This window comes from Bacillus sp. ISL-18, from assembly GCF_018613415.1.
In the GTDB taxonomy this organism is placed as follows: Bacteria; Bacillota; Bacilli; order Bacillales; family Cytobacillaceae; genus Neobacillus.
On record NZ_JAGGQG010000029.1, the window covers coordinates 50,074 to 72,038 of the forward strand.

The window sequence follows — 21,965 nt, forward strand, 5'->3', positions numbered from 1 at the left end:
ATAACTGATCAACGCATACTCCACATTACCTAGAAGGAGAAAAGGTATAATAACTATGCGAAGGCAAAAAGTAAAAAGGGATCACCTTTTTACGAAGAATAACAAAAAATGATAATTTTATGTAGAAAAGGAGCTGCCATGACAAAAATAGGATGGAATTTTGATAACAGTTACTCCCGACTTCCTAATTCATTTTTCACCAGTCAGAATCCAAGCCCTGTAAATTCCCCAAAGCTAGTGGTTCTGAATGAACTATTGGCAGAAGAATTAGGATTGGACGTGTTAGGGCTTCAAAGTGAAGACGGTACAGCGGTGTTTGCAGGCAACGAAATCCCTGACGGTGCCGCTCCGCTTGCTCAAGCCTATGCCGGGCACCAATTTGGGCATTTTACCATGCTGGGAGACGGCCGGGCAGTACTGCTTGGGGAGCAAATTACCCCTAAAGATGAACGGTTCGATATTCAGTTAAAAGGTTCAGGTCGAACACCTTACTCGCGCGGCGGTGATGGCAGAGCAGCACTCGGACCAATGTTGCGCGAATACATTATCAGCGAAGCCATGCATGCACTTGGAATTCCAACTACCCGCAGCCTAGCAGTAGTTACAACCGGGGAGACAATTATCCGCGAAACCATGTTACCTGGTGCCGTTCTTACACGAGTGGCTGCCAGCCATATCCGTGTCGGAACATTCCAATATGCAGCAGGAAGAGGAGAAGTGGATGATCTGCGAGAATTGGCTGACTATACTATAAAGCGCCATTATCCACATATTAAAGATGCTCAGAACAAATATTTATCGCTGCTACAGGAAGTTATTAAACGCCAGGCTGCTTTGATTGCCAAATGGCAGCTAATAGGTTTTATCCATGGAGTCATGAACACTGATAATATGGCAATAAGTGGTGAAACCATTGATTATGGACCTTGCGCCTTTATGGATCAATATGATCCGGCCACGGTTTTTAGTTCAATTGACAGAGAAGGGCGGTACGCCTATGCTAATCAGCCGTACATTGGCGGATGGAATCTGGCACGATTTGCGGAAACTTTACTGCCGCTTCTCGATAAAAGTCAAGAGCAAGCTCTTCAATTAGCACAGGAGAATATTTCAGGATTTACAAAGTTGTTTCAAAAAAATTGGCTCACAGGGATGAGAGCGAAACTAGGCATATTTAACGAAGAGGAACAGGATGAATCATTATTTGAAGAACTGCTCAATTTGATGCATAAGTATAAGGCCGACTATACTAATACATTCCTAGCCTTAACCTTTGATAAATACGAAGAGAACGAGTTATTTGGGTCCGTTGGATTTACAAAATGGAAGGAGCGGTGGCTGGGTAGACTTGAAAGGCAGGAAGAAACAAAAGAGCAATCCCGCCAGTTAATGAGGAGCAGTAACCCTGCGGTAATCCCTCGAAACCATCGGGTAGAGGAAGCGCTTGAAGCGGCAGTAAATTATGAAGATTACGGCGTCATGAACAGGCTCTTAGCTGTGCTCTCAAACCCGTATGCTCATACTGCGGAACAGGTGGAATATGGTAAACTGCCTGAACCTTCAAAAATTCCTTACCAAACCTTTTGTGGAACCTGAGATAAGAGTTGCAGGGCTAAGTGACTATTTTATTTTGAGAAAATACTGATAACTTATTGCTAAATATGGAAGAATATAATATATTTAGTATGGATATAGAGTCGATGCTCTGTTCTTATGTTATAAACTTGGCAATTTGTGTAAATAGGGAAATTTATAAAGGTAATGAATTCTAGAAAATGTATGCTAGATTTTAAAGCCACAGTAAGAAGTAGGTAATTACCTGCTCTTATTGTGGCTTTTTTATTTTTTTAAATGATGAAAGGAGGATCTGCCTTATGGTTATGCATGGAACCGATCGAAAAAGTGTTCTGTTAAAAGTGTACCGAGATACGAATATGGATAAGGATTTTTCGATCCTGTCAAAAACTCGTGATGCGTTTATACTGATCGATTTGCAAGGAAATATTGAATATGCCAGCCATGCTTGTGAACCACTACTAGGTTTTTCAAGGGATACTTTGCAACAGAAAAAGTTAAATAAACTGTTTGTAACCGACTTTTTAGATCAAGAGCAAACCTTCTTTAAAGGCAGAGAACAGGAGAAAATTGATAATTTTGATGCTAAGGTAAACGTAATTGAGGGAAGTACATTAGATGTTAACGTTACCGCGATTCCTATTTTTTTTGAACACGAGTTTCTTGGCTCGTATTTAGTTTTAAAGGATATAACGTTCATTAAACAAAATAGGTTATCGTTGGAACGTGAACAAGAGTATCATACCCTAATCCATCATTTATCCCGCTTATCAGAAAAACAAGCCACTGCCGGACAACTAGCTGCCGGTATTGCCCATGAGATACGCAACCCCATTACAGCCATTAAAGGCTTTTTACAATTACTAATGGGAGAAAACATTGGTAATAAAATCTACTTCGAAATCATTAATTCAGAGATCGATCGGATTGAAGGCATTCTAAAGGAATTAATGGTACTTGCTAAACCATCCAAACAAAAAAATGAAAGAGTAAATCTTCAAGTCTTATTAGATCAAGTTGTTACCTTAATGGCCTCACAGGCCCTCCTTAATAATATCCAAATCGACAAACAGTTTGATTTCACTAACATGTGGATCGTCGGTGATCCTAACCAGTTAAAACAGGTTTTAATTAATTATATAAAAAATGCAATTGAAGCAATGTCCGATGGAGGAGTCCTGATAATAAATGGAAGTCCCCTTGTAGGCGGGCAGGTCAAAATTAGTATTATCGATCAGGGTCGTGGGATTCCCCCTAGCATTCTTTCTCAAATTGGCCAGCCTTTTTTTACAACAAAAGAAAACGGAACGGGGCTTGGCATGCTGGTCAGCCGGCAAATTGTAAAAGAACATAAAGGGGATCTATGCATTGAGAGTGATTCAAATGGGACCTCTATCCATGTGAAATTACCCTTATCGTCACAAGCATAAACGTTGGGCCTTTTTATTTTTTTTCTAATGGTGTTGTTATCTTGAAGAATTAATGTTATTATGATATTTGTCTAATGTCTTGCAGTCATTAGTTTTGGTGCCTTATTTTAAGAACATTATATATAATACTTTCTTTGTGATGGTAAATGGTGGAAACTATTTTTATATAGTCGTCTTTTCCGTGGCCTAACTTCCTTTTAGTGAAGTTAGGCCTTTTTATATTTTATTAGGGGGATTTGAATGGTTGCAACTCAAGAGGATTTGCTTTCTCTAAGCAGTTCATTTAGTAAAATAATAAAGCGGGGATTTGGTAAAGGTCCTGAAAGCTGTTATACATATTTAAAAGGAAATATATTATACGTTCATATCCGTAATTTTATGATACCAGCAGAAGAAATTTTATCAGAAAAACAAGAATATGATTTGGCAACAAAATTCCGTTCATCGGTCATAACCGTTTTGTCAAAAGAAGTAATGCAAGAGGCATCGCAACTTTTAGGGATTTCGTTTGAATCCTTGTACCAAGATTGGAACTTTAATAGCAATTCGGGAATTTTACTTTTAGTAAATAATCGCAGTAATCCAGTTGTGAAAATAGATGATCGTCTTGAGAAGAAGCTATTTCATCTAATCCGAATGGTGGGCTCACAGCTTCACAAGGTTCCCAGGCAATTAAAGGTAGTGAAGGATACGCAGAATATCTGTGCAATTGAATTAAAAGGGGTTATGCTGCCGTTAGACCATTTGTTAGCAGAAAATGGCGATTCCGACTTATTATTAACTTATACAAGAGAAATTAAAAAAGGGTATTATCAGCATAAACTGCTATTTGAAGACTTATTTAATCGGTCGATTGAGGATTTATTTATGATATGGGATATCCCTGCTAATAAAGGGTTCTTAATCTTTAGTTTCAATAAGACCTATACATAAAATGATCGACTATAAAATTTTTACTGCCTGGGAATGTTAATGTAAGGCAGTATTTTTTTGCCTTTACCCGAAAGTGAGGTCGAAACCTAAATGGTATTGCCACTGCAACAAAAGCTAATGGATATTAGCAGCCTAACTAGCAAATTGCTAAGAAAAAGTTTTGGGCGTGGACCGGAATCCTGCTATGCTTATGCAAATGAGCGGTTTTTAGTGTTTTACATACGCGGTTTCATGTCTCCATTAGAATCGACTTTATTGGAGAATGGAAATCCTGATAATATTGATATCTCGCGACATATTGTTATGAAGTCGGTAAGTAACCAGTTAAAAGGAATTCTTGAACTGGAATTTGAACAGGATATTGAATCCTTTTACCATGATTGGAACTATCCGCAAAATACAGGGATGATTGTAGTCGAATTTGAAGGTGAGATTACACAGCCTATGGCTCGAAATCAGGGGGGCTCTGTGGACCTTAAACCTTTGATTGAAGAGGTAGAGAGGATAAGCATATTGGTACAAAAAAGACCTGAAAGAACAGAAGCCTATTTTATTTCACCAAGTATTTATTTAATAAAACGCGATGGGATTTTAGTTCAGATTGAAAAGGCATTAGTTTCTAAGGGATATGAACATACACTCTTGGTCACTAAGGATGAACTGGAAAAATCATATTTACATCGAGATGGCCGCTTTGAAGAAATCTTTCAAAATCCTGTTGCGGACATTTTTGTGGATTGGGACTTAAGCGAAGATAGAAGCATCATGTGCTTTGTTTTAAAGGATAATAAGTAAAAGTATTATGAGAACAACGGCACTTGGCAGGTTTTAAGCTACGATGGTTAAATTTTTGTCCATGACAGGCCTCCAATAATCTGCCATAATCATCCTAGGTACGAGTAGAAACGGGGTGATTTTATGTTTATTGTTACTGAAGCGGCAAATCAAGAGCTAAAAACAAGGTTAAAACAATATGGTCCTAAACAGTTTATTCGGATGCAAATGCGGAAAAGTTGTTTTATGAAAGTGAAGGTAACATTAGAAGAAAACATTCAAGCTAATGATACAGAAGTCACAAGAGATGGTTTGCACTTCATTATTGACGCAGGAGAATGTCATTATTTCAATCATAAAACGTTAGATTATCTTCCGGATGCAACTGGTTTTAAACAATTTGAGATTATTTAGTCGGATTATTTTTAAAGAAGCCGTATTTTCCCATGGGAGAATTCGGCTTTTTTTATCAAAATAGTACAAATGAAAACGTTGACAGAATGATGACCTAAGAGTACTATAAAAGTGTACTTAATATTTACGAACGTCATTCGGTAATGTCGAACAGAAAGAGGGGACGAAGTGACGGAACGCCTGATTCAATCAATTGAAAGAGCTGCAGATATCCTCGAAGTTTTTTTGACTTCACATCCAGAACAAAGTATTAAAGAAATTAGCGACAGATTGAACTTATCAAAGAGTACTGTCCACGGCATTATTAAAACCTTGGAACATCGAGGTTACCTGGAGCAAAATTTAGACAATCTGAAATATCGACTCGGAATTAAACTTTTTGAACTAGGTAATTATGTAGGGAAGAATCTTGATATTGGTAGAATTGCCAGACCTATCATTAAAGATCTTGTTGAAGAACTAAATGAAACCGTTCACCTAGTTACGCTGCAGCGAGATGAACTAATTTACATTGAAAAGGTAGAGGGTCCAAGTGCCTTAACGATTTATTCCCATATTGGTAAAAGAGCCCCATTTCATTGTACAGGTGTTGGCAAAGCGATCCTGTCCCAATTAAGTGAAGAAGAGGTAGATCGTATTTTATCATCCGTCAGCTTGGAAGCATTCACGGAGTTTACGACCACCGATATCGAGGAAATCAAAAGCATTTTGCCCTCAATCCGAGAACAAGGTTATGCCTTCGATGATGAAGAGATTGAGCTAGGACTTAAATGTGTAGCTGCACCAATCTTTAATTATCAAGGGAAGGCAATTGCTTCGATAAGCTGTGCCGCCCCTAAAATGAGGTTAGATGAAGAACGTCTGCCTAAAGTAATTGAGGGAATTAAACATGCTGCAGCTGAGATTTCAAGACAGTTAGGTTACAAAGGGGAAAATGCACTCTAAATAGAGCAAGTATAGAGAATAAATTTTTGCTCTGTTAAACGTTCGATGTTTATTAACTCTGTTGATTGGAGCGGAAGTCAACAGTCCAATTTAATAGAGCCTATATTAAAAAAAATGTTGGTATTGGAGGAGAATTATTTTGTCAAAAGTAAAAGTTGCCGTTCTTGGATCGGGGAACATTGGTACAGATTTAATGATTAAACTAGGCCGTTCTGAACTATTAGAGTTAACTGCTGTGATTGGGATTGACCCACAATCAGATGGACTCCGTCGTGCGAGGGAATTAGGTTACGCCGGGGTTGATACAGGAATTGATGGATTCCTTGCTGATCCAACCTTAGAAGCAGATATCGTCTTTGATGCCACGTCTGCAAAAGCGCATTTATATAATGCAAAAGTTTTAAAAGAAGCGGGCATCAAAGTAATTGATATGACTCCAGCTGCTGTAGGACCATATGTATGTGCAGCTGTTAATATTGAGGACCATTTAGATAAAGATAATATCAATCTGATTACTTGCGGCGGCCAAGCAACCATTCCAATGGTACATGCTGTAAACCGTGTTGCACCCGTTGAATATGCAGAAATCGTTGCTACCATTGCAAGTAAGAGTGCCGGGCCTGGAACACGTGCCAATATTGATGAATTTACGGAAACCACTTCCAGAGCAATTGAAGTAGTCGGAGGAGCGAAAAAAGGGAAAGCCATTATGATATTAAACCCTGCTGAACCGCCAATCATGATGCGTGATACAGTTTATACACTTGTTGAAGAAGGAAAAATGGATGAAGAAGCGATCAGACAATCCATCGCTGAAATGGAGAAAGTAGTTCAATCCTATGTGCCTGGATACCGTCTCCGGACTGAAGCAATTTTTGACGGTAATAAAGTGACGATCTTCCTTCAAGTAGAAGGTGCTGGTGATTACTTGCCGGTTTATGCAGGTAACCTTGATATCATGACTTCTGCTGGTGTAAGAATTGCTGAAGCATTTGCGAAAAAACTATTAACGAAAGAAACAGTTTAAGCTGTTAGAAAGGGGTAAAGAAAAATGACAAATGAGAGAGATATCGTAATTACCGAGGTAGCCTTACGGGATGGAAGTCATGCGATTAACCATCAATATACAGTTGAACAAGTACTTAAAATCACCAAAGCATTAAACGATGCTAACGTACCCTTTATAGAAGTATCCCATGGAGACGGGCTAGCGGGCTCTTCCCTGCAGTACGGCCTTTCCCGTACGAATGAGATGGAATTAATTGAAGCGGCTGTATCCGTTGTTGATAAATCAAAAATTGCTGTGCTTCTTTTACCAGGAATCGGTACTTTGCATGAATTAAAAGAAGCTGCAAATTTAGGTGCTAAAATGGCCCGAATTGCTACACATGTGACAGAGGCAGACGTAGCTCCACAGCATATTGCTTATGCCAAAGAACTAGGGATGGAAACAGTTGGATTCCTTATGATGAATCATATGGCTCCAGTTAATAAATTAGTTGAACAAGCTAAATTAATGGAAAGCTATGGTGCTGATACAGTTTATGTTGTCGATTCTGCAGGGTATTTACTGCCAAACCAAGTACGTGAAAGAATTCATGCCTTGAAAGAATCAGTTGGCATCAATGTCGGTTTCCATGGTCATAACAACTTATCACTAGCAATGGCCAATACTCTTGCAGCAATTGAAGAAGGGGCAACGCGAATTGACGGAAGTGTACGCTGCCTGGGTGCGGGTGCAGGAAATACACAAACAGAGGTATTGGTTGCCGTTTGTGAACGGATGGGAATTAAAACCGGGGTAGATTTATATAAAATGATGGACTTAGCAGAGGACATTGTTGCTCCGATCTTACAAGTTCCACAGGAAATTACAAAAGATAGTTTAACATTAGGATATGCGGGCGTATACTCAAGCTTTGCCCTTCATGCCAAACGTGCTGCTGCGAAATTTGGTGTTGATTCACGAGATATTCTAATAGAATTAGGTAAGCGTAAAGTCGTTGGCGGCCAAGAGGATATGATTGTCGAAGTGGCGGCTGAGATTGCTAAAAATAATAGTAAAGTGGCGTTAAGCTAAATAGTTAAAGATTCATAACTTCTAAGAATGGGCGAAAAGGGGAACATTACCCTTTTCGCCAGCATACTGACGCAAGAATATATTTTTTTTGAATCACTGAAGTATTAAATGAAATTGGTGTTTATTTAGTAACAGGACTAGTTTAATAGAAGTAATGGGAGTAGACTAGGCGAGTAAACGATGTCTTTAATCAGACAAGTTTACTTGCTTTTTCTTTGCCAAAAAGTTCTTTCCTATTTTTATTAGATTCTAGCAAAAATAACCCTATTCTTCAGAAAATATGTTAAAATAGTCAAAATAGTATTAAAATTATGCAACTATATCTTTTAAGGAAAGTATATAGAAATTTAGGATGGGAGCCACAATCATGAAGGAGTTAAAAATTGACGTAACTTTAAGCACAGAAAAAAAACAAAAGCCATCGTTTGATCACTTGGAGTTTGGAAAGCACTTTACTGACCACATGTTTATTTGGAATTACACTGAAGGCAAAGGATGGCATGACGCACGAATTATTCCGTATCAGCCTATTATGCTAGACCCTGCAGCTACCGTATTTCATTACGGGCAAACGGTTTTTGAAGGACTGAAAGCTTATTTAACAAAAGATGAACAGGTATTATTATTTAGACCTGAAGAAAATATGAAAAGATTTAACCGTTCAAATGACCGGTTATGTATGCCGAAGCTGGATGAAGAAGGGGCATTAAGTGCCTTGAAGCAATTAATTCAAATAGACCGTGATTGGATCCCATCTGGTGAAGGAACTTCCCTCTATATTCGTCCGTTTATGATTGCGACTGAAGCCTTTTTGGGGGTTCATCCTGCAAAAACCTATCAGTTTATGATCATTCTTTCACCTGTAGGTGCTTATTACAAAGAAGGAATCAATCCTGTTAAAATTGCCGTTGAAAGCGAGTATGTTCGTGCTGTTACTGGCGGAACAGGGAATGCCAAAACGGCAGGGAACTATGCAGCAAGTTTAAAGGCGTCCGAGATTGCCGAGCAAAATGGTTATTCTCAGGTGTTATGGCTTGATGGCAGAGAAAATCAATATATTGAAGAGGTTGGCAGTATGAACGTCTTCTTTAAAATAAATGGCGAGGTTATTACTCCAGAGTTAAATGGAAGTATTCTCGAAGGGATAACCCGTAAATCTATTATTGAACTATTAAATTATATGAATGTTCCACTGGTAGAAAGAAGAATTTCTATTCGTGAAATTCAGCAGGCCTATCAGGATGGGCTATTAGAAGAGGCATTCGGAACAGGAACCGCCGCGGTTATCTCGCCAATTGGGGAGCTCCTATGGAAGAATGAGAAAATGGTTGTTAATAATGGAGAGATTGGTTCATTATCGAAGCAATTATACGATACATTAACCGGTATCCAAAATGGTACAAAAGAAGATCCTTTTGGATGGTCATTAAGGGTTTAGGTGAATAGTGATGGTCATAAAAAAGGTCTCTATTATCGGTCTGGGGGCTTTAGGGATTTTATTTGGGAACCAATTAGCCAAGAAATTGCCCCGTACTGATTTAAGAATAATTGCGGATCCTGGCCGTATTCATCGCTATAAAGAGGCCGGGGTATTTTGTAATGGTGAGCGCTGCGATTTCAACTATGTAATGCCTCAAGAAGCTTGCGAGCCTGCCGATTTACTGATTATTGCGGTGAAATATAATGGCTTAGATGATGCCATTCAAGCGGTAAAACAGCATGTTGGTGAGAAAACGATTATACTATCACTCCTGAATGGGATCACTAGTGAGGAAATCATTGGTGAGGCATATGGGAGGGATAAAATACTATATAGTGTGGCCCAAGGCATGGATGCGGTTAAGGTCGAGAACCAACTGACATACGACCATATGGGGATGATTTGCTTTGGAGGAAATGATACAGAAAAGGTAAATAGCCTATCTGAGTTTTTTGAACAAGCGGAAGTTCCATATGAAGTTGACCCCGGTATGTTAAAAAGGCTGTGGGGGAAATTCATGCTTAATGTGGGGGTAAATCAAACTGTTGCTGTTTTTAAAGGTAATTATGGCGTTGTTCAGCTTGATGGCCCAGCCAGAACGATGATGATTTCGGCTATGAGAGAGGTAATAGCGCTCTCGAAAAAGGTAGGGGTTCGTTTATCGGAAGAGGATTTAGATTATTGGTTAAGAGTGTTAGGTACATTAAGTCCAGATGGAAAACCCTCCATGGCCCAGGATGTTGAGGCAAGACGATTTAGTGAAGTTGAGTTATTCTCCGGTACCGTAGTAAAATTGGGGAAAAGGTATGATGTGCCAACACCGGTTAATGAAGAGTTGTATCAACGGATAAAGTCGGCTGAGAACAAGTACACAATGGCATAAAGAAAGACTTAAGGCAACTGCCCGTTTTAGGTAGTTGCCTTTGTTTTTATGGATTACAAATTTAGGCTAATTCGATTAAATTAGTTTAATAAATAACAAAATTATTTATATTAGAAACATTCATAAATGAAAAAAAGTCTATTTTTCTACATAAAGAGAGACTTTTTTCGTTTTAGTAGAAAAGTGATTGTATTTTAAAATGTTATAATGTTATAATGTGCTAGTATGATAATATGGTAACGTACTAAAGGACTTATAAAATTATCTTGTAAAAGGTGGTAAAATAGGATGAAACGTATAGCAACTGTGGTCCTGGCAATTGCGGCTGTTTTTTCATTGCTAACAGCCTGCTCAAGCAAAACATCTAGTACTAATAAAGATACACTAATTATTGGGATCGACGATAAATTTGCTCCAATGGGATTCAGGGATGAAAACAATAAAATTGTGGGCTTTGATATTGACCTGGCAAAAGCTGCGGCTGATAAAATGGGGAAAAAGGTTACGTTCCAGCCCATCGATTGGAAGACAAAAGAGTCTGAACTTAGCAGCGGACGGATTGACCTCATTTGGAATGGATATACTATTACCGATGACAGAAAGAAAAAAGTACTCTTCACAAAACCTTACTTAAAAAATGCACAAGTAGTTGTAACGCGAACTGATTCAAAACTTACTAAACTATCGGATTTAGAGGGTAAGAATGTTGGACTTCAATCTCTTTCCTCTGCATCAGATGCCTTAGATGCAAATCCAATTAAATCTAAAATTAAAACCGTCACAGAATTTAAGGACAATGTATTAGCTTTAAATGACCTAAAGAGCGGCCGTTTGGATGCAGTAGTAATTGATGAGGTTGTTATTAATTATTATATGACCAAAGAGAAAGATACTTTTAAAATATTGGATGAATCACTTGCTCCTGAGGAATATGGAGTCGGCGTGAAAAAGGGGAATGAAGAATTACTTAAAAATCTTCAAAAAGCCCTTGATGACATGAATACAGATGGAACAGCATCAAAAATTTCAACTAAGTGGTTTGGCGAAGATAAAGTATTGAAGTAAAATAATAGTTGACAAAACAGGATTTCCATAGGGAAGCCTGTTTTGTTGTGTTAATTGGTATTGGTGCTAACGCTTTTCTAATTGGAGGAAAATTAAGAATGTCTATAAATTACATTATTTCGATTCTGAAGCCAATGCTTGAAGGGGCTCAGATGACTGTGCTATTATTCATCATTGCCATTATAGTCTCTATTCCATTGGGCTTTTTATTAACATTGGCGGTAAGAAGCCAAATTAAACCATTATCATGGCTTGCTCAAGCCTATATCTATGTGATGCGCGGCACTCCGCTGTTATTGCAGTTATTATTCATCTGCTTTGGGCTGCCAATGATTCCTGTCATTGGAGAATATTTAGTTTTGGATCGCTTTGTTGCGGCCTGTTTAGGGTTTATTTTGAATTACGCAGCATACTTTGCAGAAATTTTTCGTGGAGGGATCCTTGCGATTGATAAGGGACAATACGAGGCGTCACAGGTATTGGGGTTAAATAGGTGGCATATGACAACTAGAATTATCATGCCGCAAATGTTTCGAATTGCTCTTCCTGCTGTAGCAAATGAATCGGTTACATTGATTAAGGATACTGCTCTGCTTTATGCTGTTGCAGTGCCTGAATTATTACATTTTGCCGAAACAGCCGTTAATCGTGACTTTACTATTGTGCCTTTTTTGGTTGCCGGGATTATTTATCTCTTGATGACACTTGTATTAACAGTAGTGTTTAAATGGGTTGAAAATAGATTTAGATTTGAATAGAAGGTATGGGTGAATATGGCGATCATTGAAGTTTCAAACCTCAAAAAGTCTTATGGAAAATTAGATGTATTAAAAAGGATTACGTTTGATGTAAATAAAAATGATGTAGTAGCAGTAATCGGTCCATCTGGTTCTGGAAAGAGTACAATGCTCCGCAGTCTTGTCCATCTTGAACAAGTCGACGCTGGAAGTATCAGTGTTTCCGGTGAATATTTGGTCAAGGATGGAATCTATCCAAAACTGTCCGAGATTAAGCAGATTACAGCTAGAATGGGAATGGTCTTCCAGCATTTTAATTTGTTTCCCCATCTTACCGTTCAGGAAAATTTGATCATTGCTCCTAAATTGGTGAAAAAGGAATCAGCGGCAGAACTGCATCAGCGAAGCTCAGAACTCCTTGATAAAATAGGCTTATCTAATCGTGCAAAAGCCTATCCCGCTAATTTATCTGGCGGTCAAAAACAACGGGTTGCCATTGCGCGGGCTCTTATGATGAACCCCGAAATCTTGTTGTTTGATGAGCCTACATCTGCCCTCGACCCGGAACTAACTGGGGAGGTTCTTCAAGTAATGAAGGAGCTGGCAGAAGAGAAAATGACCATGATTGTGGTTACACATGAAATGGGATTTGCGAAAGAAGTGGCAAACCGGGTAATTTTTATGGACAATGGTGAGATCATTGAATCCGGTAACCCGTCAGAGGTTCTTACTAGACCGCAGTTTGATCGAACAAAGGCCTTTTTAAACCGGAGTCTCTGATTAAATAGAAGAAAGTTAAAAAGCTCATCTTCCTTTTTCAATAAGATGAGCTTTTTAATTTTTTAAAAGGAGATAATCATTCCGTCTTTGCCGGCATATGTGCCCATTGTTGCACCCATATAACTGACAAGGACTTCTTTTGGATGGAATAGCTCTATTAATTCACTTTTTATCGTTTCCGCGTCTTCTATATTACCTGTATGTGTGATTCCAAATGTTAAATTAGAAAAATCATCCGCCCGTTCTTGGATAATCTCAAGAACTCTTTTTCGAAATTTCTTTTTCCCGCGTATTTTTTCTAAAATCTCAACCTTACCCCCGTCTACTCTCTCTAAAATGACCTTGATATTTAAAATTTTGGCTAATGAACCCTGAAATTTACTTAAACGTCCACCTTTTACAATGTTTTCTAATGTGTCTAAGAGAACAAGTATATTCATCTTATCCCTATAATCAGTTAAGTTTTTTATAATCGTTTCGAGCGAATGCCCCTGCTCGGCAAGTTCTGCGGCCCGAATAATTTGCAGATCATGACCAAGTGAACCTGCCAATGTATCAAAGACCGTAAAATTGGCATTAGACAATTCTTTTCCTATACAAGCTGATTGGTACGTACCGCTTAATCCAGATGATATAGTAAGACAAAGAATCTCAGTCTCATTACTATAATTGGAAAAGGCCTCAGCAAAAGCAGCCGGCAAAGGTTGAGAAGTCTTCGGCAGGATATCGCTAGAGAACATTTTATTGAAGAACTCTTGAGGCGTAAGATTGACCTTTTCTAAAAAGTCCTGCCCTCCAATCGATACGGTTAATGGAACCAGCGTAATATCATATTTTTCTATTAATTCCTGTGGGAGGTCTGCTGAACTATCGGTTATAATTTTAATCATTTTACTCTTCACCTTCTATTTTAAATAGATTGTAATAAATATAACAGTTTATCGTTCGTTTTTGAGAAAATTAGGACATCAAACCTGAGTTGGAAGACGAAGAGTGATAACGAACAAAAGAGGTAACATAAATATCGTTAGGTTAGAGAAGGATAAAAAGTAAAAGGAGGTCCCGCTCATGGATTACCATCTGTTCAACCGAAAGGACAAAGAAGAAGAGGAAAACCTTGAAGTGATTCTGGAAAACTCAAAAGAAATAGAAGAAGATTTAATGCGAACTTATTTGATTACAGCAGAGCGGATTCATGATAATGATGAATTAAAAGAACGCCTCGAAAATTTTGCCGAAGGAAACGCAAAACGGACAAAACAATTAATCGATGAATTAAATGATCTTACAGATAAGTAAAAAATGAGTAAAAGAAAAAGGTGAAAGTTCTCTTTAAAAAAGAGTTCCTTCACCTTTTTATCATTAGCGTATGCCTTTCATTAATCCTTGAATTTTTGGTGCAAGTGCTAGCAGAATAAAACCAAGGACGATCGAAACACCGCCGATTACACCGAAGTAGGTCATTTCTGTTTCCGGTGTATAGAATTTAACTACCTGCGCATTTAATGCCTGAGCAGCTGCACTGGATAAGAACCATAAACTCATCGTTTGTGCAGAGAAAGCTGCCGGAGCTAATTTAGTAGTTGCTGAAAGTCCTACAGGTGATAAACATAACTCACCTAATACAACAATTAAGTAACTAAGAACTAGCCATAATGGATTTACCAATGAATTTGTTCCACCGAAATAGGCAGGAACAAGGATAACCATAAATGATAGACCAGCAAACAATAGACCTAGAGAAAATTTCTGTGGAATGGAAGGCTCGCGCTTTCCTAATTTCATCCATATTGCAGCGAATACAGGAGCTAATACAATAATGAATAATGGGTTTAGTGATTGGAACCATGCTGGAGAAATAGTTATTCCAGCAAAATCTAATTGTGTACGCTTGTCCGCATAGTTGGCTAGGATGGTTGAACCCTGCTCCTGAATGGCCCAAAACATGACGGATGCAATAAACAATGGAATATAAGCAATAACACGTGATTTCTCATCTGATGTCGTTTTAGGGCTTGCATACATGCGAATAAAGTAGATAGTAGGAATTAAAATACCAAGAATACTTACAATGTTAATAAACCCTTCGAATGTTAAAACTCCATTTGGAATTGTCATAAAACAAATAATAGCAATGACAATGATCGCAATTGCAAAATATGTGTAAACTTTTTTCTTCTCAGAACCTGTAAGCGGGTTTGATACGGTAGTTCCTGCAAGACCAAGATTTTTCTTCTTTGTCATTAAAAAGACAACTAATCCTAGGAACATCCCCACAGCGGCAATACCGAAACCTAAGTGGAAGCTAGTATTCATGATGGTCTTGGATCCAACGATTAACGGTGATAGGAAGGCGCCGGCGTTAATCCCCATATAAAAAATACTAAATCCAGCATCACGGCGATTATCATTTTCAGCATACATTTCACCAACAACGGTTGAAACGTTTGGTTTTAATAAACCTGTACCCAAGACAATCAGTACCATGGAAACAAAGAAAAAGGCGATGCTTCCTGGGATGGCAAGGGCAATATGACCGAGCATAATGAGGATGCCCCCAATAAATACTGCTTTTGAGGTTCCGAAGATCCGGTCAGCGAACCAGCCCCCAATAATCCCTGACATATAAACGAGGGATCCGTATATCGACATAATCGATAATGCCAAGGTTTGGTCCATTCCTAAACCGCCCTTGGTTACACTATAATACATATAGTAAACAAGAATAGCTCTCATTCCGTAATAAGAGAATCTCTCCCAGAATTCTGTAAAGAAAAGTGTAAATAAACCTTTAGGATGTCCAAAGAATCCTTTCTGAGGTACACTATCCACAATTTTCTGTTTATTTAGATTTGACATTACATTACCTCCTTTTACATTATTCTATGATACTTTTTCTAAGATTGAATTGTCAAAAACTTTTTTTGGTAATAGAGAGAATGGTTATTGAAAACCTTGATAATTCAATATATTTGAGTTGTTGGTTTTAAAAAGAAAGTTTTTTTAAAATAATAATTTTTTTCAGATTAAAATGATTTTTCGCACAAATGGATTGATAGAAACTCAATTAGGTTTTAATTTAAACTCAAAGGGCATTTTATATCTATCCGCTAGTGGGTAAACACAGAGGCTTATTAAAATTAATGAATACAGGTGACTTATATATGGTGAGTAAAGATAATCTTGACTTTTTAAATAAAGATTTATTTTTTAAGTTATTTAATAATATGTCTGATTTGGTCTATTTGACGAGTGTAGAAGAGGATGGTCAATTTAGGTATGTTCTAGCTAATGAGCCGGCCAAAAATTTCTCAGGACTAACATCAGACTGCTATGGAAAGCCGATTAAAGAGGTGCTTCAACCAGAGGTTTATACTGTCATTGAAGATAAATACTTACAAGTCTTGGCTACTAAGAAACCAGTCAAATATGAAGATAAAATCGTTCTTTCCACACCAATGAACCATTCAAAGAACTATGTGGTTTATTGGGAATCAACGGTTACACCAGTGGTTAATCAGGAAGGTCGATGTACACATTTACTGGCTGTGGTTCGTGATGTAACAGAGCGGAAAAAGTATGAGAAGCAATTAAATCATTTGGCCCACCATGACAACTTAACAGGACTGCCAAATCGGACTTACTTTTTTATAAGGCTAAAGGAGGAAATGGAATTATCAAAACAGACGCAAACAACATTAGCTGTATTTTATCTTGATGTCGATCATTTTAAAAAGATTAATGATACGATGGGGCATGATATGGGCGATAAACTATTAAAGGATTTCTCACGGCGGGTAAAAGCCTGTATTCGGGATGAGGATATGCTTGCAAGGCTGGGAGGAGACGAATTTGTCATTCTACTGTCAGGATTGTCAGAAGAAAACTTCATTCAAATCGCCAAGCGAATAATAGCCTCAAGTAAAAACGAATGGAAAATAAATGAAACAAAAATTAAAATAACTACAAGTATCGGTATTGCATTTTACTCCCATCATAGCCATGACGAAAAAACCTTACTACAACATGCAGACCATGCCCTTTATAAAGCAAAAGAAAAAGGCAGAAGCAACTACCAGATATACAAAGGCTAATCGGTGCCTGTACACCCCAAATGGACATTGTCTTTTAGTGGTGTCAGGCACCAATTTTTTTTTGTTGACTTTGACGTTGCGTTAAGGTGTATCGTTGATTTTAAGGGGAGGTGAGCGAATGGAGTATACTGTGCAAAAGTTGGCGAGTTTGACGGGGATTAGTACGAGGACGCTTAGATATTATGATGAGATTGGCATTCTTAAGCCGGCGAGAATCAATTCGTCTGGATATCGGATCTATGGCCAAGCGGAAGTTGATCGGCTGCAGCAAATTCTCTTTTACAGGGAATTAGAGGTCAGTTTAGAACGAATTAAAGAAATTGTTACTGATCCAGCCTTTGATGGTGCGGCTGCACTTAAAGAACACCGCGAAAAACTCCTTGAGAAAAAGAAACAATTAGAAGTGTTAATTGCTAATCTTGATAAAACCATTGCATCAGCGGAGGGGAGAATGAAAATGTCTAATAAAGAAAAGTTCGAAGGCTTTAAGAAAAAAATGATTGAAGAAAACGAGAAAAAGTTTGGAGAAGAAATCCGCCAAAAATATGGCGATGATCGAGTGGACCAATCAAATGAAAAGGTAATGGGTATGACGCAGGAACAGCACAATGAAGTTACTGCATTGGCTGAAACTATTGCTGTCACCTTAGCAGAAGCGTTTAAAACAGGCGATCCCGGAGGGGAGTTAGCCCAAAAGGCGGCAGAACTGCACAAACAATGGCTAAGCTATTATTGGACCAAATACAGCAAGGAGGCCCATGCCGGGCTTGCGAAAATGTATGTAGATGATGAGAGATTTACTGCCTATTATGATAAAGTGCAGCCAGGTACGGCCAAGTTTTTACGAGATGCTATAAACATTTACACAGGTATAAAAAAGTAATAGTGATATAGTAATATCAAAATGGATCTGGATGTTTAGTGCCTAAACTACCCTGCAGTAACGCTTTAATGCAGTGTGGTGTAAGGCCTTTTTTATTATTTTTTATGTTATTGACAAGTTTCGATAAAAACGGGCATGTGGTATATGCCATAATTATTTTAATATTTGCTATATTATAATATTTTGAAAAGATTAATTGTAAATCATAGATTATGAGGTAGGTGGTAATGTGAGTCATATTTTACAGATTAAGGACTTAAAAGTATCGTTTCAATCTGGGAAAAAGCTCTTACCTGCAATTGATGGGATTAGTTTTGATTTAAAAGAAGGAGAAATTCTTGGAATTGTAGGTGAATCAGGGAGTGGTAAAAGTGTAACTTCCTTAGCTGCAATGGGATTAATTCCTTCACCACCTGGAAAAATGGAAAATGGTCAAATTATATTTGAAGGAAAAGATTTAAGAAACAACACCGAAAAAGAGTGGCGTAAAGTTCGTGGAAATCAGATATCGATGATCTTCCAGGAACCAATGACATCCTTAAATCCGTTATTCACCATCGGCAATCAGGTGATAGAGGCGATAAGATTACATACTGATTTTTCAAAGAGAGAGGCACTCGTTCGAGGACTTGAATTATTAAGACTGGTTGGAATCCCAAGAGCCGAGGGAATTCTTAAGGAGTATCCGCACCAGTTATCGGGTGGTATGAGACAACGGATCATGATTGCCATGGCAATGGCGTGCAATCCAAAGGTACTGATTGCGGACGAACCCACAACCGCACTTGACGTAACGATTCAGGCACAAATTCTTGCCTTAATGAAGGATTTAAATAAAAAAACAAATACATCGATTATTTTGATTACGCACGATTTAGGCGTGGTAGCGGAAATTTGTGAACGAGTAATCGTTATGTATGCTGGACAAATTGTGGAACAAGGTGATGTGAGAACCATCCTTAAAAATCCACGGCATCCGTATACAAAAGGTCTATTAAAATCGGTCCCTGAATTAAGCGGGAAAAAGGAGCGTCTCTATAGCATACCAGGAACCGTTCCTATGCCGGGTACCATTCAACATGGGTGCCGATTCGCACCACGCTGTTCTGAAGCTTTTAGCAGGTGCCCAGAGGAGGAACCAAAACTACGGAAAATGGAAAATGACGAACATGAAGTTCGCTGTTTTCTCTATACAGTAAAGGAGGGGAGAGACAAGCATGTCGGAGTTACTTCTTGAGGTAAATGGGTTAAAAAAGTACTTTCCGATTACCGGAGGACTTTTTGGAAGGAAACAAGGTGAAGTGAGAGCAGTAGACAATATTTCTTTTTATGTTAGAAAAGGAGAAACATTGGGCATTGTAGGGGAAAGCGGATGTGGGAAATCGACTACTGGCCGTCTGCTAATGCGTTTGATTGAAGCAAGTGAAGGAAAGATTGTATTTGAAGATAAAGAGATTACGAGTATGTCAAAATCAGAATTAAGAAAAACCCGCCGCGATATACAGATGGTATTTCAAGACCCCTATGCATCCTTAAACCCCAGACATTCGATTGAACAAATTCTTGAAGAACCGCTGATCGTCCACGAAATTGGAACCAAAGCGGAGCGCAAAAAGCAAGTGAGAGAAATGCTTGAGGTAGTCGGTTTAAGCAGCAATTATGCCAAGCGATATCCGCACCAATTCAGCGGCGGCCAGCGTCAACGAATTGGAATTGCTAAAGCATTGATGACAAAGCCGAAGCTGATTATAGCGGATGAACCAGTGTCAGCATTGGACGTTTCAATCCAAGCCCAAGTACTTAACTTAATGAAGGATATTCAAAAAGAATTTCAGCTTACCTACATATTTATCGCACATGATTTAGGTGTGGTTCGTCATATTAGCGATCGTGTTGGCGTGATGTATTTAGGAAGATTAATAGAGTTAGCTGAAAGTGAAAGTCTATATCAAAGTCCCTTCCATCCATACACCAAGGCACTCCTCTCAGCGGTACCCATCCCAGACCCGGACAGTAAGAAGGAAACTATTTTAATAGAGGGAGAAATTCAAAGTCCCGCCAATCCTCCTTCTGGCTGTGCATTCCATACTAGATGTTCACAGGTGCTCGATATTTGCAAAACAACAAGACCTCGAGAACAAGAGGTGAACGGTCATTTTGTTGCGTGTCATTTATTTAACAAGTGATGTGCTGCATTTATGATAAAAAATTTACAGGGGGTAACAAACTTTTATGAAGAAAAAACCTTTTATACTGTTGCTGATTTCTCTACTAGCCATCAGCATGTTTTTGGCTGGCTGCAACAGTAAAACAAATGAGACTACTGAGGGCAAGAAAGATCCGGCCTCTGGAAGCACATCGAAAAAGGACACACTAGTCTATGGCCGTGGAGGAGATTCTACTTCACTAGACCCAATCACCTCAACTGAAGGAGAAACATTTAAAGTAACCGAAAACATATTTGAAACATTACTTGAATATGGCGACCAAGATACAACCATACATCCTGGACTTGCTGAATCGTGGGAAGTTACTCCCGATGGTTTAACGTATACCTTTAAACTTCGACAAGGAGTTAAATTCCATGATGGGACCGATTTTAATGCGGAAGCAGTTGTGTTTAACTTTGACCGCTGGATGAATGGCAATGCCGACAGTTTCCCTTATTATACAATGTTTGGCGGTTATAAAGGGGAAAAAGGGCACGTCATTAAAGAGGTAAAAGCGATTGATGACCATACAGTGCAATTTGTCTTAACAAGACCACAAGCACCATTCCTGAAAAACTTAGCGATGTCTCCATTTGGAATTGCCAGCCCTGAAGCCGTTAAGAAATACGGTGATAAATTTAGGCAGCATCCTGTAGGTACGGGTCCATTTAAATTCGTCGAGTGGAAAGAAAACGATAGGATTACGATTGAGAAAAACCCTGACTACTGGAAAAAGGGCTACCCTAAGTTAAACAAAGTTATTTTCCGTGTCATTCCTGAAAATACTGCACGTCTTAACGCACTTGCCAATGGTGAAATTGACGTCATGGATGGCCTAAACAATTCAGATGAAGCGACTGTTAAAGCAAATGCTAATCTCCAAGTAATCGAACGTCCATCCATGAATGTTGGCTATATTGGTTTAACAACTACTCGCAAACCATTTGATAACAAACTCGTCCGGCAAGCCATCAATTATGCTATTGATAAAAAGTCAATCATCGACGCGTTTTATGGCGGAAAGGCACTTGAGGCTGTCAATCCAATGCCGCCTTCCATTGAAGGCTACAACAAGTCGATTGAGCCATACCCATATGATTTAAACAAAGCAAAACAATTATTAAAAGAAGCTGGTTACGAAAAAGGATTTACGATTGACCTATGGGCAATGCCTGTAGCAAGACCATATATGCCGGAAGCACAAAAGGTTGCAGAAGTGATCCAAGAAAGTTTAAGTAAAATTGGAGTTAAAGCCAAGATCCAGTCTGTTGACTGGGCAACTTATTTAGACAAAGCGGCCAAAGGCGAGTTTGATATGTTTATGCTTGGCTGGACAGGCGACAATGGAGACCCTGATAACTTCTTATACACTCTGCTTGATAAAGACAGCATTGGAAGCAATAACTATTCTTATTATAGCAATGACCAATTACACAACATTCTAATTAAGGCTCAAACAGAAACAGATCAAGCTAAGCGTAATGCGCTGTATGAGCAGGCGCAAGTTATCGTCCATGATGATGCTCCTTGGGTTCCACTTGTACATTCCACACCATTATTAGCAGCAGGGAAAGACGTGGTTAACTATTTGCCGCACCCAACAGGCTCAGAGGCTTTGACAAAAGTAGAATTTAAATAATATCTGTACAAGGGGGAGGGACTTTCCTCCCTTTTGGTAACTT

Annotated in this window: 21 protein-coding genes; 19 read left to right on the plus strand and 2 right to left on the minus strand. The window is 38.5% G+C overall.

Features of this window, described 5'->3' with window-relative positions; translation table 11 throughout:
* Positions 1 to 138 precede the first annotated feature (138 nt).
* From J7E81_RS27525 to J7E81_RS27585, 13 genes are all read left to right on the plus strand, one after another.
* Positions 139 to 1,596: a protein adenylyltransferase SelO gene (locus tag J7E81_RS27525; RefSeq protein WP_251028920.1), complete on the plus strand. Its 1,458-nt coding sequence runs from the start codon at positions 139 to 141 to the stop codon at positions 1,594 to 1,596.
* 278 nt (positions 1,597 to 1,874) lie between these two features.
* The gene (locus J7E81_RS27530) at positions 1,875 to 3,005 is read left to right on the plus strand and encodes an ATP-binding protein (protein ID WP_215047366.1); all 1,131 of its coding nucleotides are present in this window, start codon (positions 1,875 to 1,877) and stop codon (positions 3,003 to 3,005) included.
* A 240-nt stretch (positions 3,006 to 3,245) separates the two neighbouring features.
* Positions 3,246 to 3,938: a Na-translocating system protein MpsC family protein gene (locus tag J7E81_RS27535; protein ID WP_215047367.1), complete on the plus strand. Its 693-nt coding sequence runs from the start codon at positions 3,246 to 3,248 to the stop codon at positions 3,936 to 3,938.
* 90 nt (positions 3,939 to 4,028) lie between these two features.
* Entirely contained in the window at positions 4,029 to 4,733 is a 705-nt protein-coding gene (locus J7E81_RS27540; RefSeq protein ID WP_251028921.1) for a Na-translocating system protein MpsC family protein, read from the plus strand.
* A gap of 123 nt (positions 4,734 to 4,856) precedes the next feature.
* Positions 4,857 to 5,126: an iron-sulfur cluster biosynthesis family protein gene (locus J7E81_RS27545; RefSeq protein WP_215047368.1), complete on the plus strand. Its 270-nt coding sequence runs from the start codon at positions 4,857 to 4,859 to the stop codon at positions 5,124 to 5,126.
* Between the two features lie 168 nt (positions 5,127 to 5,294).
* Positions 5,295 to 6,071, plus strand: a complete 777-nt coding sequence (locus J7E81_RS27550) for an IclR family transcriptional regulator (protein WP_215047369.1) — start codon at positions 5,295 to 5,297, stop codon at positions 6,069 to 6,071.
* Positions 6,072 to 6,210: 139 nt separating this feature from the next.
* On the plus strand, positions 6,211 to 7,098 hold the full coding sequence (locus J7E81_RS27555; RefSeq protein WP_215047370.1) for an acetaldehyde dehydrogenase (acetylating): 888 nt from the start codon (positions 6,211 to 6,213) through the stop codon (positions 7,096 to 7,098).
* Between the two features lie 24 nt (positions 7,099 to 7,122).
* Complete coding sequence (gene dmpG, locus J7E81_RS27560) at positions 7,123 to 8,151, plus strand: 4-hydroxy-2-oxovalerate aldolase (protein ID WP_215047371.1); 1,029 nt, start codon at positions 7,123 to 7,125, stop codon at positions 8,149 to 8,151.
* Between the two features lie 367 nt (positions 8,152 to 8,518).
* A complete protein-coding gene (locus tag J7E81_RS27565; RefSeq protein ID WP_215047372.1) occupies positions 8,519 to 9,589 on the plus strand; it encodes a branched-chain amino acid aminotransferase in 1,071 nt (356 codons plus the stop codon).
* Between the two features lie 10 nt (positions 9,590 to 9,599).
* Positions 9,600 to 10,514, plus strand: coding sequence for a ketopantoate reductase family protein (locus J7E81_RS27570; RefSeq protein WP_215047373.1), 915 nt, complete (start codon positions 9,600 to 9,602; stop codon positions 10,512 to 10,514).
* A gap of 288 nt (positions 10,515 to 10,802) precedes the next feature.
* Positions 10,803 to 11,579 (plus strand): amino acid ABC transporter substrate-binding protein, encoded by a 777-nt coding sequence (locus J7E81_RS27575; protein ID WP_215047374.1) that lies wholly within the window; start codon positions 10,803 to 10,805, stop codon positions 11,577 to 11,579.
* 98 nt (positions 11,580 to 11,677) lie between these two features.
* Positions 11,678 to 12,337 (plus strand): amino acid ABC transporter permease, encoded by a 660-nt coding sequence (locus tag J7E81_RS27580; protein WP_215047375.1) that lies wholly within the window; start codon positions 11,678 to 11,680, stop codon positions 12,335 to 12,337.
* A gap of 15 nt (positions 12,338 to 12,352) precedes the next feature.
* Positions 12,353 to 13,096, plus strand: a complete 744-nt coding sequence (locus J7E81_RS27585) for an amino acid ABC transporter ATP-binding protein (RefSeq protein ID WP_251028927.1) — start codon at positions 12,353 to 12,355, stop codon at positions 13,094 to 13,096.
* Between the two features lie 62 nt (positions 13,097 to 13,158).
* On the opposite strand, the gene J7E81_RS27590 is transcribed toward J7E81_RS27585, so the two are convergent.
* Entirely contained in the window at positions 13,159 to 13,986 is an 828-nt protein-coding gene (locus J7E81_RS27590) for a DegV family protein (RefSeq protein WP_215047376.1), read from the minus strand.
* A 178-nt stretch (positions 13,987 to 14,164) separates the two neighbouring features.
* On the opposite strand from J7E81_RS27590, the gene J7E81_RS27595 reads away from it, so the two are divergent.
* Positions 14,165 to 14,395, plus strand: a complete 231-nt coding sequence (locus J7E81_RS27595) for a hypothetical protein (protein WP_215047377.1) — start codon at positions 14,165 to 14,167, stop codon at positions 14,393 to 14,395.
* Between the two features lie 63 nt (positions 14,396 to 14,458).
* On the opposite strand, the gene J7E81_RS27600 is transcribed toward J7E81_RS27595, so the two are convergent.
* Positions 14,459 to 15,955: a peptide MFS transporter gene (locus J7E81_RS27600; RefSeq protein WP_215047378.1), complete on the minus strand. Its 1,497-nt coding sequence runs from the start codon at positions 15,953 to 15,955 to the stop codon at positions 14,459 to 14,461.
* A 305-nt stretch (positions 15,956 to 16,260) separates the two neighbouring features.
* Between J7E81_RS27600 and J7E81_RS27605 the strand changes: the two genes are divergently transcribed.
* From J7E81_RS27605 to J7E81_RS27625, 5 genes are all read left to right on the plus strand, one after another.
* Positions 16,261 to 17,190, plus strand: a complete 930-nt coding sequence (locus J7E81_RS27605) for a sensor domain-containing protein (RefSeq protein WP_215047379.1) — start codon at positions 16,261 to 16,263, stop codon at positions 17,188 to 17,190.
* Between the two features lie 118 nt (positions 17,191 to 17,308).
* Positions 17,309 to 18,073 carry a MerR family transcriptional regulator gene (locus J7E81_RS27610; protein ID WP_215047380.1) on the plus strand — a complete coding sequence of 255 codons (765 nt, stop codon included), beginning with the start codon at positions 17,309 to 17,311 and terminating at the stop codon, positions 18,071 to 18,073.
* Positions 18,074 to 18,302: 229 nt separating this feature from the next.
* Positions 18,303 to 19,310: an ABC transporter ATP-binding protein gene (locus tag J7E81_RS27615; RefSeq protein ID WP_215047381.1), complete on the plus strand. Its 1,008-nt coding sequence runs from the start codon at positions 18,303 to 18,305 to the stop codon at positions 19,308 to 19,310.
* Positions 19,291 to 20,259: an ABC transporter ATP-binding protein gene (locus tag J7E81_RS27620; protein ID WP_215047382.1), complete on the plus strand. Its 969-nt coding sequence runs from the start codon at positions 19,291 to 19,293 to the stop codon at positions 20,257 to 20,259. The genes J7E81_RS27615 and J7E81_RS27620 overlap by 20 nt, the downstream gene beginning before the upstream one ends.
* A 46-nt stretch (positions 20,260 to 20,305) precedes the next feature.
* On the plus strand, positions 20,306 to 21,922 hold the full coding sequence (locus J7E81_RS27625) for an ABC transporter substrate-binding protein (RefSeq protein ID WP_215047383.1): 1,617 nt from the start codon (positions 20,306 to 20,308) through the stop codon (positions 21,920 to 21,922).
* Positions 21,923 to 21,965 lie beyond the last annotated feature (43 nt).